The following is a 13531-nucleotide window of genomic DNA, read 5'->3' as shown; positions in this document are numbered from 1 at the left end:
CCCCCCCGACGCCGGCTCTGCCGGCGGACCCAGCCGATCGGCTGCGCAAGTTCAAGACAACCCTCCTGGATGAGGTAAACGAGATCGACGAGATCATCGCGGCCTGTGAAAGTAAGGCTGAGCCCATCGATGTGCTGGTCGCGGTCGCTGACCTGCTGGGTGACGTGATTGTCTACTGCCGATCAGAAGCGCTGAAGTACGGAATCCCACTCGAGGATGTCTTGAGCGTGATCATGGATAGCAATGAGAGCAAGCTGGGGGCTGACGGCAAGCCCATCTACGACAGCAATGGGAAGTTCCTGAAGGGGCCGAACTATTGGAAGCCGGAGTCGAAAATCAAGGAACTGCTTCAAGCGGCGATTGGCAGCGCCAAGACCTGACGCGTCAACCGGCCGTAGCGGTTGGGGCCGCGTCGTCGCCGCGGTCCACCGTCACTGTGAAGCGGTGCCAGAGATCCACTCCCGTCGACCGCTTTTGCTTGCGGCGCGGATGATCGAAGAGCAAACCAACTTGCTCAGGATAGACACTCGCAAAAATCGCTGACGCAATGCCGCAGGGCTTAGGGCCGATCGGCGCGACAAACATCCGTCTGTCGGTGCCGAGAGCGTCGCGTGTTCGCTCAAGGCACTCGAACGCCGCTTCCGGGTCGTTGGCCGAGCAGTAGTCGAGTTGCAGCTTGTGCTGCTCCAACGCCGGCAGGTGCGGGATGATAGCGTCGAGCTCCCACCCGGGATGGTAGGCGGGTATACCGAAAACCAGCTTGACGTCCTTCGAGGTGATCATCTGGTACTCTTCGAGTGCTCGGTCAAGTCTTTCAGGCTCGAAGCCCAGGAAGAAGACACCAGCTTCGACTTCCTCGCTGGACAGATCGACAATCGCGTTGGGGATGGCAACATAGCCGCGCGTCGGTTCGGACAGGGCGAACTGGTCGGCGCCTTTGCTAACCCGCGTGTATTCCCCCGGTTCGACGTAGATGATATTCACTGTCGTCGCGCCACTGGCCAGCAACGCGTTGGCGGCGCAGAACAGCTCCGCGAAGCCGAGCGTAGTGGCTTCCAGAAACACTTTGCGCCAGTCGTATCCACTGAGCAACTCAACTGCCAGGTCACTCGGTTTCGTTTCGCCGCCGACTGTAAGGGACATGTCTTCGACACCAAAACTGAGCATCACGCGGGCGTCCTTCGGCGCGCACCCGCATGCCGACTCACCGCGCTCATCAAGCTCCTCGCCGTGCAACAGGACGATGTCGTCTGGAAGACTGAGGTCGGCGGCGCTGCTTCCAGAGACTGAAAAGAACCGGACCCTCATGACAACAGCAGGCCGAGCTGAAGCGCATCGGTATCCGACAGCTGGCGCGCAAGCCCGCGCGCGAGATCGCGGTACTCATTCTCGTTGCCCATGATAAGCATGTGAAACTGCTCCACTGATATTTCTAGCTTGCGCTTTCGTCTGTAGCTGATCTGAAAGTATGGCGCGTAGATTGGATTCAGCTGATAGTCCACGATATCCTGGCCAACCCCCGATTTGGATTTGGTTTCCAATTGCTCGACCAAAACCCCGTGCCGTAGCGCCTCCGCGATGAATGCTAGCTCGTCACCCTGCAAAGGACGGCCGCCAGAGTTGATTGTGAACTGATTTTGCTCAGGCTCGCTCATCGCAGGGCTGGCTTGCAGTGCTCTGAAAATGCTTCCTAACCTGAGCACAAACACTCGTAACTGCTCGCCGAAACGCCCGAAGGTACGGATTTCCTTGATCAGCTGTTCGGAGGCGTCATAGGCCGCCCGGCATTGAATATCAACTGCATAGGGTGGTTCAATCTGATCGCGCAGCTCTGCGACCTCGAGAGTTTTGTAGCAAAGGATTAGAAAATTCCGAAGGTTGTTGTTCGACATCGTGCAAAGCGTGTCGAAGCCACTGTACAGCGGACATTCGCGGGCGAATGGCCGATACAGCTCCAAAATCGCCCCGAAGAGATTGTTGTGTATCCATGTGGACTCGAAGGAGCCTTTGCGGTTCTTGGAGAATTTCTTGAGCTCCGCCAGAACATTGTCTGGAAGCAGCGTTTCCCGGTTTAACAACGCGGGGAGCGTCACCAACGCTTCCGCAGGCGCACCTTCAAACAGGAAGTCCTCAACAGCCAAATTGCTCCTGCGATCCTTGAGTGCCTTGCTTATCCGGCGATAAAGGCTTTCCTTCAGCGTCTGAACTTGAAGCGCGTTCGCTGCAATTTGCTTGTCAGTGACGTCGGGAAATCGCGTGCGCATGTCCGCGACGACCTCCCTTTGGTACTGGGGCTTCTGGCGCTCGGCTAGACGTGCATGGGAACAAACAACGTCGAGCAACTCACTATCAAATCGCCCAGCCGCAATGTCCAGGTTGCCGAGGAAAACCTCGGCAAAGAATGGCATGGCAGCTCCGCTAAGCTCCAGATAGTAGTCGAGGTCAACCAACCGGTAGTCGTGGGTGGCGTTAATCGACTCGGGGCCGGACGTATCGTTGTTGGAGGGATGTTCCTTTGACGTGAAGTTGATGATCAGCGGTCGCTGGCTGTGTTTTAGGAACGAGTTCAGGACATGCCGCTGATATGGCACGAGGTTTTCGATTTCATCTACGTAAACAAAGACAGAAAGCGTTGCCAACGAAGCTTTTGCGCGGAGGTCACCCACCAACGACAAAATGAAGTCTCGCCCGGGTGGCAGGACGGGACAGTCCATCGCTTTCACATTGGAAACCCACGTCGTGAACTTGCGTCTTATCGACTCTAGGTATTGGACCAACTGCCGAACGCCTGTTGGCGCATCGTCCAAGTAGTCGGCGGCGCTAGGAAGCGTGAGAGCCGCGAGGTCGTCCGAATTAAAATTCGGAAAAGAACTGTTGGCAATGGCTTCGACCGCACGGAGCAACTCGGTGGCGATGACGAGCCCGAAGTAGCTTTCAAAGACGACGCTCCACTCGGTGTCCTCTATGCCTCGATGCTTGAGCGAGCTGCAGAACTGGGTGTCGACACGCCAGTAGATCCCGATATGGTCGATAGCGTCTGCAGGAATGTCCTTCCTGCGTTTCGAGAACGCCGTGTGGTAATCGAAATATTTCAGCAGCATGGTCTTGCCACAACCACGCTTGCCAGTGATGTAGGCCGACTTGGTGGCCGTCGTCAGTGCCAATCGGTCGAAATAGGGTGGAATAAAGAATTCACCCCATACATCGGCGTCATGTTCCTCGGCGCGCGTGCGCGCTAGCATGGAGGCGTTAATTTGCATGGTCAAGCTCACCGTTCAACCAGCGGCTTCCAACTCGGGGAGACGTCCCAAAGTAGCTGAATCGAATCATCCGGCACTCCGTGCTCAAACGCGACCAGTGCCCCGATATTGCCATAGCCGTTGCCGCCATTTCCGTTCGCAAAAGGTTGATTGCGCTTGTGCACGTCATCATAGACTTCCAGCGGGGATTTCTCATAGCTCCATTGCCCGGTCTCAATCCACTTTTGAGACAGAGATTGAAAGCACATGTCTGCGGTCAGGAGCTCGCCATAAATTAGCGGCACGTTCGGGAACTCCTTCTTTAGATGCTCGCAAGCCGTCTTGTGAGCCATCGCAACAGCGATCGCGACGCGCCCATGAGAAAAATCGATATCCCATCCCCGCAGGAAGTTCGCAAGCTGGACGCCTGTATATGTTCCGTCGTCTACGACGATGAATCGTTCATCTGGCGGCAAGACTTTGACGTCAGAGGGATACTGCTTGTCTATACCATACCGCTGGTTAATCAACCTGGCGATCAGGTCACCGCTCTTTCCGGGCTGGGTTGGCAAGCCGAAAGTCGGAAGCGACGGCGGACCGCAGTAGAAGGTCAGACCAGCGTGGCGTTTAAGCGCATCATTCCACGCAACGTTCTCCCGCAGGCCTAGCTGATCGACAAAGTGGATGGTCGCCTGTTTCAGGGCCTGCCGCATGGAAGACTGCAACTGCTCGTTAGTACGAAAAATCAGGTTTCGTAGGATCAGCCAGGCTAGTGTCTTTTCTTCCGGCGCTTGAAATTGTTTGACCCACTGCTTGATGCGCTCAACGCTAAGGGGGGACCGCACGCCTGTGCGACTAAGCCAGTGAACCGCCCGCTCGACGGAAAGCTGGTCGAAGCTACCGATTTGAGGAATCTGCGACATCGTGAGTCAGGTTAGAACTGAATCTCGAACAAGTTGGTCTTCGACATAAACCTTGCAGCCACACCATGCGCGGAAGAAGCCAGGGCATGCCTACCCAGATCGCTGTCGAAGAACCGATACAGGCGCTCGCGATGTTCATCCATCGCACGCAACGCAAAGATGCAATCGCTAATAACGCATGGTCCGTGAACTACCAAGGCTAGTCGGTCTTCAAGGGATCGGCCCACGCGAGCAAGCAAAATGTCGCCCGGCAGCGCCAGCCGGGCCTCTTCCAACATTTGCTGAGCTTTGCGTTCGCTAAGCGCAAAGCGCTTAGGCACGACCCTCACGGCGTGCTCGCCTAGCGGTTCTGAAAAGTCGCCGAGGTGGAACACCGGAGCCGGGAACGCTGAAATTGACGATGAACAGACTGTCCCTCGCACGACGTCCGTCAATGCTTGGCGTACGGACATCCGCATCGGCCCTTCGCCACTTCGCTGAGGTGACACGACTCGCGCATGAAAGGTGAAATCGAGCCGTTTGACAGCCGCTTCCTGCAGGATCTCGATCGGCACGCTGAGTTGCCCGTCGGAATCCATCTGCCTAAGCGTCACTTGATTCGTCTCGCCGGCGCTCTTAGACAGCACGGCGAGGTAGGTTTGAGCCTCAGTGCCCTTGAACACTCCACGCGGTAGCTGAACCACCTGCTCAATCAAATGTTGTCGAAGCAGGGTCTTTCGCACTCCGGAGAATCGTTCGGCGGTGATAAGGCCGTCAGGAAGGATCAGCCCAAGCTTTCCGTTTTTGCGCAATAGGCGCAAGTTCTGAGCAAGGAAGAGAAGGTCTGCGCCGGCGTCGTGCAGCGAGGCAAGCGTGCCTGACAATCCGGCATCCTCTAGAATTTTGCCAAAATCAGATCGCCACTTGGGCCGAATGTACGGCGGGTTGCAGACTGCCACGTCCACCGTGCCGGGAGCCAAGCCAATCTTGTCGGATAGCGCAGCGTCGAGCACGTCGTGGACATAATGACTGTGTCGGCGGCCGGTCCCGACCATGTCGGCATCCAGGGCCTTCGGAGCGCGGCTGTCGACGTCGACTGTCACCAACTGGGCTTTGTGCCAGCGAGTCGCGGCAGCGGTGCACAAGGAGCCAGAGCCAGAGCCCAACTCAAGAACTAGCTTCGGCTTGGCTACCTCGATCCTATCAACCAATGATTGGCTGACAATGGGCGTGGTGTAGTACCGCCCCCAAGGGTCGGATGTATGACCTGCTCGAGCCAGAACTTGACCCATACCACTTGTTGACGTAGCCATCTCCCTCGTCTGTCACAGCACTGTTATTCTGTGGAGTCGCTACAATTCCAGTGCGGCATGTCCGTAGCAAGACGTGCTAGTGTATCCTAGTTAATGCTCACGATCGGCGACCTCGCGCGCGTTGAACGTTGGAACTGCATTCACGCGTCCAGATTGTGACAACTTCTGCAGAACATTAATCGTGCATTGAAGCGAGCTTCGCTAAACCGCCCGGGCCATGGCACCCCATTGAGGGGCGCCCGGGATTCGAAAGGAGTCCGCCAATCCTCGGCAACCTGAAATCTTCAGCACCCCGGTACCCCGCTCTGTGCGAACGCCTTATCCGACCCGGAAAAACTCCACGCTCTGCCCCGCATTGACCGCCCGCTTGAGCCACGACGGCATCTCGCCCTGCCCGTCCCAGGGCAGCCCTTCCGCGTTGCGATAGCAGACCACCGGCGGTGAGGGTGGCAGCGGGGGCGGATCAAAGCACCCCGCCGCCTCCAGTTCCTCCAGTGTCAACCCATAGTCGGCCATCTGCGCCTGGATTCAGCGGATCGAGTCCGCCCGCTCAGCTTTTGCTGCCATCGTTGCCGTCATCCGAGTGGCCGGGCAGCGTCCCTGCGAAGGTATCGAATCGACATCGGCCGCGCGCCAGCGTCAGGTGATGTCCGCCGACGGAATTCCCTGCGGCCAGGCGCGCAGGGCTGATGCCCGTGTAATCAGCTCCAGGGCGCCGGGCGGGGAGGCCGAAGTCACCGCCATGAACTACGGCTTCATCGCTGGCAGACTTCCGACAATCTGGGCACCAGCAACGCCGCACTCATTCAACCGCCGGCCAACCGTTGCTGGATCGGTGAAGAGCGGCCCATCGAAGGTAAGGCTTAGCACAACCTGCCGCAGACGATCGATGATGCTCATCAGCACCGCTTCGCTCAGCAGGCGAGGACCGAAGCCAATGTCCTCTGCCCGGTCGGCTGCCGTGACATTGGTCGCAAACACCGGTACTGGCTTGGGTGTACCTGGGGCCAGCGAATCATCACACCACTGCATGCTGAGGACGAGTTGCGCTGCCTCTGTCTTGAAGATGGGCGCAGTCTTCTCGCTTTTCGCTTCAATGCAGAGCCCGCAGTCATCGAACAGCCAGAGAACATCCGGTCCCCGACCGGTCTCCTTCTCCGGGCGATTGGAGGTCGCGCCGAGCAGTTCGCCTAGTTCATGCAGACCACGCTCGACGACCTCTGCCGAATTGCCGTACGAAAGCTTCGCACGGACCTCGTCCAATCGCGCCACAGCTGCATTGGCAGAGGCAAAGCTGCTGAACGCCTGGCACACGGCAATTGCCTGATTGGTCAGCCGCGCGAACTTGCGATCTGCGACCTGCTCCGGTCGCGGAAACTTGGTGTTCGCTGCGAAGACGGCCTTGTACGTCTCCGCCGCTTGGGCGGGACTGAACTGATTGAGATACGTCGCAACCCAATAGAGGATCTCGGCCTTCTGGATAGGATGCAATTGGGACGCGTTCGCCGCCTCCCGCAAGCGGGTGACCGCCCCCTGGAAGTTCTTGGCTTTGGCCAGCATCCACGCTTCCCGCATCGCCACCGCAGCCGCTTCGAATGGAGTCAGTGCAGCTGGTCTGGGCTGCCTTGCCTGAACTTTGACGCGCACACGGTGCGCTTCCTTCCAGCCCTCATTGCGGCCCAGCAGGGCCTGCCCCATCTCCGCGATCACGGCGGAAATAGGCCTGCCCTTTCCCGCGTTCTGTGCAAGTTCTCGACCGAGATCCAGTTGCAGACGCGTCCGCGCTTCAAGAAGCGCGACGACGTTCTTGCGGCCGATGAATGCCGCGATGTCGGGGCCAACCAACAGGACCGCCGCATAGTCCGCGCTCGACCGGACTGCGCGCCCCAGTGCCTGCTCGAACTTGTTGACAGTTCTGACTTCGTACTCGGGACTGTCCTTCTGACGGAAAGCATCGGCTTGGTCGGTGATGCGCTCACCGCTCGGGATACCGTCGATCACCAGAATGCGGCAAGCGTCGTCGGGCAAGTCGACGCCATCAAAGCGCTGCGCAAAAACGACATAGTTGCCGATCGTGGTGCGAAGCCGCTCCAGTGCGCCGGCGAACTCGGTGTCCTGAGACAACGTGGCACCAGCATCGGTCCAGGTCTTCGCTTGTGCCGCCGAGGTTGTCAGCACGACGACGTTGGTCTGCTTGGAAAGTTGGGCGCAGACGGCGGCGATCTCCTCCTTCTTGCATTCTGCACTGATGAGGGATGTCGGCAGGATCATGCGCTCACCGGCCCCCTCATCTTCAGCCGGCTCGACAATGCGCCCGTACGCCGCTGGGTCGCAACCCAGCACGGCAATCAGCCCCGAGATATCCTTGATACTGGCCGACATGAACAGCCGGTGCTTGGCTCCGGCATAGGCGGACACCTCCTCAACCGGCGGGACCTGCAGCACAATTTCGGCGGACACGCCCGAAATGCAGCAGCGCGCCAGTTCGAGATAGCGCGCGATGTTTGGCCAGGTGAACCGCAGCGACTTTTCCGTCTTGTGAGGATCCAGTATCTGTGCCACCTGACCGCACACCTGTGCCCAGATCCAGTACGGCACTTCATACAGGGAAGCGACATCATTCTTCATGATGCCGGCCCACGTCGCAGCATCGGTTGGTTCGCACAAGGGCCTAAGCAAAGTCCGGAGCTGATCGAGACACTCTGCCGGCACTTGGACGGTATAGTACTTTCGCACACGTTCGGTGCCAGCATGCACGTCATCGAGCACGATGGCCGAGGGCCGGATCGCCTGGCTCTCGAAGACTGAGCCGCTTGTGAACAGCTTGTCGTACGTGCAAGCAAGAATGGCATCACCGCTCATGGCCGCGTAGGGAAGGCCGGTGCCAAAGGTGGAGACACTCACGCCAATTGCCTGCCCAGTGGCGACAACTTGTTCGACAAGCTGCCTTGTCGGGCACAGATAGACGACGGGCTCCCCCTTGTACTTGCGGCGCATCATCTCCGCATAGATCAGGCCGAGGATGGTCTTACCCGAGCCCGTGCTGAGCTTCATGATCACGTCGCGCTGTACGAGCTGCAGATCCAACGCAGCGAGCGCTGCAAGCTGCGCCGGGCGCAAGCCCGTATGGGTAGCCCTTCTATCCAGTTGCTTGAACAATTCGGCAAGCGTCGCCGGCACTTCAGCCGCCGTCGTCTTCGCCAACGATCCGAAATCAAACATCCACTGACTCCTTTATCCGATTCCTATTCCAGCCAAGCCGCCATTCGTGTGGGCCGTTCTGCATAGCATGAGCCGAGCAATGGACCCGTCCCGGCATCACCATAGCTGTCGTAGCCATGCCGCACCCCGCAACCGCTGCACATGGGAGAGCCGACTCATCGGTCCACCGTAAATCCCCCCTCGAAGGGCTCCGCGTAGCTGCTGTCCCTCCGGAGCGCGTTGAACTCGGGCATTTCAGAGAAGCGCACGACCTGCACATCGACCTGGCGGCGCCATTGCCCCAGTGAGCCGGATTGCACAGCCAGCGCAAGATGGCCCTTATGCTTACGCGACGGATAGCGAAAACCGATCGGTGCGCCGCCGTCGGCAAAGCTCGCCAGGACGTCGAACATCCGCAGGCCGAACCACTGACACCAGTCGTATTCGCCCTCGTGGATGCGATCATAAATGCCCAGCTTGCTGAGAACGGTGCCGTCAAGATCGAGGATGGGGATATCCGCTTGCACGGTGAAGGTCGCGATCAGGCCCGTCTCCGCAATGGCTCGGGGGATATAGAACGTGCCCGGCTGCGTGATGTCGTTCGTGCAGAAGCCGGATTCCCACAGTGCAGTCGTGAGATCCTGGGCGGCATACATCCAGTAGATCGGGTAACGCCCTCCCTCACCGGCCAATGCGGCGGGCGGTCCGAATCGGTAGGTGCGCTCCACGTGTGGCGGGATGACCGCGGCCGGATGCCGGACGGCGCGGACAATCCGGGTGCCGGCCGGCACGAAGACCACCGCGCCGTCCAGCGCCCGACGCAAATGGTCAAGGGTAGGAAGAGTAGCGGCAATCGAAGCCGGTACGACAAATTCTCTTGGTATCAACATCAACTGATCAGATCCGAACTGCGCGAGGACAGCGCGGCCAGCTGCGTGATCACCCTGCCCTGCCGCTCGCTTGCGGCTTGAGCAAGGTGGCCACGCTGCGCAGCAGTTAGCGCCGCTCGCGATTCGAACGCCCTGCCCGCCAGCAACTCGGCCGGCGTCAGGTCGTCGAAGGCGTCAACCGGCGTCACCCAGAACGCATGGATTTCGCTGCTCGGCAGGTTTTTCATCTGGCGCAGGACCGGAGTCAGCAACTCGGGCACCGGCGGCGCGAATTGCCAGGCCGGGAATGCGCGGCCAATCGCCTTGCCGCGGGGGGTGACACAATAAAAGCGTGCATCCTCCACCGCGCGATACAGCGTCGCCTGCGACATGGCCACCAGACCTTGCGCAATGACCTCCGAGGGCTTCAGATATGACACGGCGAGGCGGTCTTCGACTGCCGCCGCCGAGGCGGGGCTGGAGAGCGTTGCCGTCAGGCACTGGCGCACAATGGCCATTACGCGGGCACGCTCGCCAGCGTCGATGGTCTGCTCCAGTTGCTCGTCAATGTCGTGGACCAATTTCTCGACCAGTTGGGGGCCGGGTGCGACGGCAGCCGGCGCGTGAAAACGCGGTGTCATATCAAACTCCTTCAAATGACCGCAACCGGCGGGGCAAAGGCCGGGTGAATCGTCGCCTCCCGGTCGGCGTGGTGGCACGACACTACATGACCAGCGAGGAAGGACCGGACCTGAGCGGCCAAAGCAGAAAGGCGGTGCGTCCGCCGGGATTCCGCAATCGAGGCGCGAAGAGCGCTGCGCACAAGACGGCGAACGACTGCCGTCAATCTGGCCGGAACGTGTCCTCCCAGCAGGTCTAGATACAGGAGTGCGCGCGTCTCCCTGGTGTCATACCCGAATTCGACGACATCCCTCAGAAGTCGCCAGTAACGGTGGGCCACTGCGAGGCGGATGTTCGCGACCGGCGCGTCGGACGGCAGGCACCGTACTTCGGGACCCTCGCCCAGCTGGCCCACCAGGATGACGCGATTGACCTTAGGCTTCGCCGGCGTCTCCAGACCCGGATCCGCTTCCCCGCGCACCTCGGCGGCGATCTCGATCGTCCGCGGGCCGAGCAGCTTCCGATAAAGCGCACTGAGCGCGGCGACATCGGCCTCGTAGACGGGCTCGCGGTCGTCTGCTTTGTTCACCCCCGCTTCCCGAAGCCTCTCGAGAAGCGTGTCCGGCTCGATACGCATGCGGGCGGCCAGATCGGCCACACTAGAATAGGAACTCATGTCAGAGGCAGACGAACTGTGGATGATTCCCAGAGGCTACTCAATTTTCTCAACATTCGCAAGATTCTCACTGAGAAAATTTAGCAAACGTCATTTAGCGAAAGAGCTGCGCCGAACAATGAGTTCTATCATTCACAATCCGTCGCCGGCTCAAGGTTGACGCCGCTGACCATGGCCCGCAGCCGACTTTCCAGCATCAAGCGCAGACACGTTCGTGCCCCCTTGTCTTCCTCGACGCCCATCTCGAGCAACGTTCCCGCTCTGCGGCTAAGCAGTGGAGGTCGGGCCCGGCAAGTTCTACCCCGCGGGGTCTCCTGCGCCGTTGATCGAGGGGGCGATCCAAGGCGATGAGTTGCCGACCTATGGCAGAACCTGGCGCACCCGGCTACATGCCATGAGGTTTCCGGAATACAAGGGCGGCCTGAATTCACTACCGCCGAATCGGTGGCCAAGCCCACCCGAGAGTCGCCCCCGCCCTTATGCGCTGAAGAGCATAAGGGCGCATCTTGGCCGCAGGCCTTGAACGTTCGGCGTACCCTACCGGCAGGTTCCTCGCACCGATGCATTCACTGCCGTTCTCATCGTCCTCCGTGGCACTCGATCCACGGACCAGCGGTCGGAGTTTCCGTCTTCCGACGCCGACAAAGGAGGCCGACGTGCTGAGTCCGCACGAAATCGCCGCGCTACTGCTGATTGGCGATGCGCAGGGGATTGATGACCTCGAGCCAGATCAATTAGATGGCCAAAAACTGGTCACGATCGAGCGCGGACATGCCCGCGGCCATGCTTACCCTCGTCTGACGCGTCAAGGACAGTCCATGCTCGAGGCCGTGCGAAGCAGTCGGTAAGACTATCCCTGGGCCGAGGGCGGCGCAATTTCGTCGCGCCTTGCCCGGCTGGTTCCGGACTGCGGGCAACCGGTTCGGCACAACAACCGCTAGCCACCTTGGCATGGTCAGCGGACGATATCGTGCCTTATCTCTGTGCCCGGGCAACGCCAGCCTCACGTTCTTCCTGGCCCAGCACTGCAACTAACCGTCGCCAACCAGGAATGGCTGAAGCGGCAACGGCTGTAGCCGGTTCCGGTCGCTCGAGCAGCGACCCGGTCGGGCATCCGAAGGTCCGCTCGCTCAGTTGCGGAGCGTTCCGACCATCATTTTGGTGTCCTTAGTATTCGGACAGATAACCGGTACCGTACTTTCGCTCAAACTCGCTCATGTATTTTTTCCATAGACCAAGACGCTTCATTTCTTGGATACACTCCTCTCGATTTGACATCGTCGCTCGATAGCGGTCCGTTAGGGCGAAATTCAATACTGCCTCAGGAGTTTTGTAAGCATCAGATCGCACGATAGTCTCACTGAACATTGTGTGATGTGCTACCGACCGCAGGAACCCATCAAACCCAAGCGTACCTAGAAGTTTTTTGTTTGCATCCAGCGCGATCTTTCGAAGCAAATGAGAGCAGAGAATCGCTTGGGTAGGTTCGATAAAAACATCCTCGTTGATCACGTACTTTCGAAGACCGTTGGATGCCTTGTCCAAGAGGTTACTCACCAGCTTATGTACGTCTGCATCAGAAGAATGTTTGACAAGTGCGCGCGACGCACGCCCGTTTCGATGAGCGATGCAGTTTCGACAAAGTCGAAAGTACCTTACCACCTTTAAGATCGGATCGATCGACCTTCCGTCCCATCCGTTTTTGGCATAGAAAGCGCGCAGTCGTTCTTCCGAGTCGTCATCATCATCATTTTCTTCGCCGTCGTTAATATTTGTTTCCTCTATAATTGTCGGTGTCGCTTTATTCATTCCGATATGCCTGGATGACTCTGTGGCCGAATAAAATCGATGCAACTCCGCTTTCGTCCCGATGAGGAAGTCATCAAATGCTGAGAAGACAGAGATTAGGGCAAAGGCTGAGATGGAAGCGTGAGTTCTTCGCTGAATGTCTATTGACATATCTCTGACAGGCGGGGTATTCCAAGACGGATGCGCAAGCTTTATAAGATCGTGCAACTTGTCTGAATCCTGCGGCTCAGCCGAATGACGAACTAACAACAATGCGGAGGAGAGGGCTACCTTCAGGTAAATATTCAGATCTTCATGAAAATAATGGAAACCGCGATATGGGTCGAGTTGAGCATTCGATATATCAATCATTAGAGTTTTTCTGGTTGTTCGGCCGCCTGCAATATAGCCCTTGGCGGTGGCCCGATGGTAGGGGTCATCGTACTTTCCGTGCATTTCCTGACGACGACCTGCAGAAAGTGTCAATCTATCAATGACTTACAAATGCCACGTGGTGATCCAAGGCGCAGAGAGACCGTGCAAGAGGTGGCTCAGCGGTCCGCTACCGCCATTTTTTACAAAAAGTACGATGACCCAGCTAACGCGCTTTTGGACATCATCAGTGCGATTCGCTCCACGCGCGGCCCAGGACATCGCCGCTTGGTCTGCTGGCCCTCCTCAAGGTCTTCCAGAGGGACACCCGGGATTCCCAAATCCGCCATATCCTCTGTAAACCTATGATTGGAAAGGAAAATATATCCCTCGCAGCAGCCGAGCTTCGTTTATCCGGCCCGAAAAAACTCCACGCTCTGCCCTGCATTGACCGCGCGCTTCAGCCAGGACGGCATCTCGCCCTGCCCATCCCAGGTCAGTCCCTCGGCATTGCGGTAGCAGACCACGGGCGGCGGAGGCGGTGGGGGCG

The 13531-nt window shown here is 58.6% G+C and carries 13 protein-coding genes; 2 read left to right on the top strand and 11 right to left on the bottom strand.

Annotation, left to right across the window (positions count from 1 at the left end):
• A partial coding sequence (locus AC3WQZ_RS04960) for a pyrophosphatase (protein WP_492300127.1) occupies window positions 1-380 on the top strand: 380 nt, incomplete at its 5' end.
• A gap of 4 nt (window positions 381-384) precedes the next feature.
• Here the strand turns inward: AC3WQZ_RS04960 and AC3WQZ_RS04955 are convergent.
• The 9 genes from AC3WQZ_RS04955 to AC3WQZ_RS04915 all read right to left on the bottom strand — a co-directional run bounded on the left by AC3WQZ_RS04955 (window position 385) and on the right by AC3WQZ_RS04915 (window position 10821).
• Window positions 385-1308, bottom strand: coding sequence for a hypothetical protein (locus AC3WQZ_RS04955; RefSeq protein WP_058697636.1), 924 nt, complete (start codon window positions 1306-1308; stop codon window positions 385-387).
• On the bottom strand, window positions 1305-3260 hold the full coding sequence (locus AC3WQZ_RS04950) for an ORC-CDC6 family AAA ATPase (RefSeq protein WP_070940829.1): 1956 nt from the start codon (window positions 3258-3260) through the stop codon (window positions 1305-1307). Before AC3WQZ_RS04950 ends, AC3WQZ_RS04955 begins: the two co-directional genes overlap by 4 nt.
• An 8-nt stretch (window positions 3261-3268) precedes the next feature.
• Window positions 3269-4162 carry a phosphoribosyltransferase-like protein gene (locus AC3WQZ_RS04945; RefSeq protein WP_058697634.1) on the bottom strand — a complete coding sequence of 298 codons (894 nt, stop codon included), beginning with the start codon at window positions 4160-4162 and terminating at the stop codon, window positions 3269-3271.
• 11 nt (window positions 4163-4173) lie between these two features.
• Window positions 4174-5433: an HsdM family class I SAM-dependent methyltransferase gene (locus AC3WQZ_RS04940; protein ID WP_158577654.1), complete on the bottom strand. Its 1260-nt coding sequence runs from the start codon at window positions 5431-5433 to the stop codon at window positions 4174-4176.
• 339 nt (window positions 5434-5772) lie between these two features.
• The gene (locus AC3WQZ_RS04935) at window positions 5773-5970 is read right to left on the bottom strand and encodes an H-NS family nucleoid-associated regulatory protein (protein WP_233528051.1); all 198 of its coding nucleotides are present in this window, start codon (window positions 5968-5970) and stop codon (window positions 5773-5775) included.
• Window positions 5971-6201: 231 nt separating this feature from the next.
• Window positions 6202-8676: a DEAD/DEAH box helicase gene (locus AC3WQZ_RS04930; RefSeq protein WP_058697632.1), complete on the bottom strand. Its 2475-nt coding sequence runs from the start codon at window positions 8674-8676 to the stop codon at window positions 6202-6204.
• A gap of 155 nt (window positions 8677-8831) precedes the next feature.
• Complete coding sequence (locus AC3WQZ_RS04925; protein WP_116318646.1) at window positions 8832-9545, bottom strand: RES domain-containing protein; 714 nt, start codon at window positions 9543-9545, stop codon at window positions 8832-8834.
• Window positions 9545-10165 (bottom strand): hypothetical protein, encoded by a 621-nt coding sequence (locus AC3WQZ_RS04920; protein ID WP_058697631.1) that lies wholly within the window; start codon window positions 10163-10165, stop codon window positions 9545-9547. Before AC3WQZ_RS04920 ends, AC3WQZ_RS04925 begins: the two co-directional genes overlap by 1 nt.
• 11 nt (window positions 10166-10176) lie before the next feature.
• Window positions 10177-10821 carry a single-stranded DNA-binding protein gene (locus AC3WQZ_RS04915; RefSeq protein ID WP_081050237.1) on the bottom strand — a complete coding sequence of 215 codons (645 nt, stop codon included), beginning with the start codon at window positions 10819-10821 and terminating at the stop codon, window positions 10177-10179.
• Window positions 10822-11477: 656 nt separating this feature from the next.
• On the opposite strand from AC3WQZ_RS04915, the gene AC3WQZ_RS04910 reads away from it, so the two are divergent.
• Window positions 11478-11669 (top strand): hypothetical protein, encoded by a 192-nt coding sequence (locus AC3WQZ_RS04910; protein WP_081050236.1) that lies wholly within the window; start codon window positions 11478-11480, stop codon window positions 11667-11669.
• Window positions 11670-11988: 319 nt separating this feature from the next.
• Here AC3WQZ_RS04910 and AC3WQZ_RS04905 read toward each other — a convergent pair whose 3' ends face one another.
• Window positions 11989-12981 carry a hypothetical protein gene (locus AC3WQZ_RS04905; protein ID WP_150984231.1) on the bottom strand — a complete coding sequence of 331 codons (993 nt, stop codon included), beginning with the start codon at window positions 12979-12981 and terminating at the stop codon, window positions 11989-11991.
• A 410-nt stretch (window positions 12982-13391) separates the two neighbouring features.
• A partial coding sequence (locus AC3WQZ_RS04900; protein WP_492297206.1) for an H-NS family nucleoid-associated regulatory protein occupies window positions 13392-13531 on the bottom strand: 140 nt, incomplete at its 5' end.

It is taken from the genome of Cupriavidus sp. FW305-26, from assembly GCF_058787975.1.
The sequence above is the reverse complement of the archived record's forward strand: the minus strand, read 5'-3'. Positions and strand labels throughout refer to the sequence as shown.

What these genes read in the sequence shown, in the direction of transcription:
- AC3WQZ_RS04940 (WP_158577654.1), bottom strand. Translation starts at nt 5,433, where the DNA reads ATGGGTCAAGTTCTGGCTCGAGCAGGTCATACATCCGACCCTTGGGGG.
- AC3WQZ_RS04955 (WP_058697636.1), bottom strand. Translation starts at nt 1,308, where the DNA reads ATGAGGGTCCGGTTCTTTTCAGTCTCTGGAAGCAGCGCCGCCGACCTC.
- AC3WQZ_RS04905 (WP_150984231.1), bottom strand. Translation starts at nt 12,981, where the DNA reads ATGATTGATATATCGAATGCTCAACTCGACCCATATCGCGGTTTCCAT.
- AC3WQZ_RS04930 (WP_058697632.1), bottom strand. Translation starts at nt 8,676, where the DNA reads ATGTTTGATTTCGGATCGTTGGCGAAGACGACGGCGGCTGAAGTGCCG.
- AC3WQZ_RS04945 (WP_058697634.1), bottom strand. Translation starts at nt 4,162, where the DNA reads ATGTCGCAGATTCCTCAAATCGGTAGCTTCGACCAGCTTTCCGTCGAG.
- AC3WQZ_RS04925 (WP_116318646.1), bottom strand. Translation starts at nt 9,545, where the DNA reads ATGTTGATACCAAGAGAATTTGTCGTACCGGCTTCGATTGCCGCTACT.
- AC3WQZ_RS04950 (WP_070940829.1), bottom strand. Translation starts at nt 3,260, where the DNA reads ATGCAAATTAACGCCTCCATGCTAGCGCGCACGCGCGCCGAGGAACAT.
- AC3WQZ_RS04920 (WP_058697631.1), bottom strand. Translation starts at nt 10,165, where the DNA reads ATGACACCGCGTTTTCACGCGCCGGCTGCCGTCGCACCCGGCCCCCAA.
- AC3WQZ_RS04915 (WP_081050237.1), bottom strand. Translation starts at nt 10,821, where the DNA reads ATGAGTTCCTATTCTAGTGTGGCCGATCTGGCCGCCCGCATGCGTATC.
- AC3WQZ_RS04935 (WP_233528051.1), bottom strand. Translation starts at nt 5,970, where the DNA reads ATGGCCGACTATGGGTTGACACTGGAGGAACTGGAGGCGGCGGGGTGC.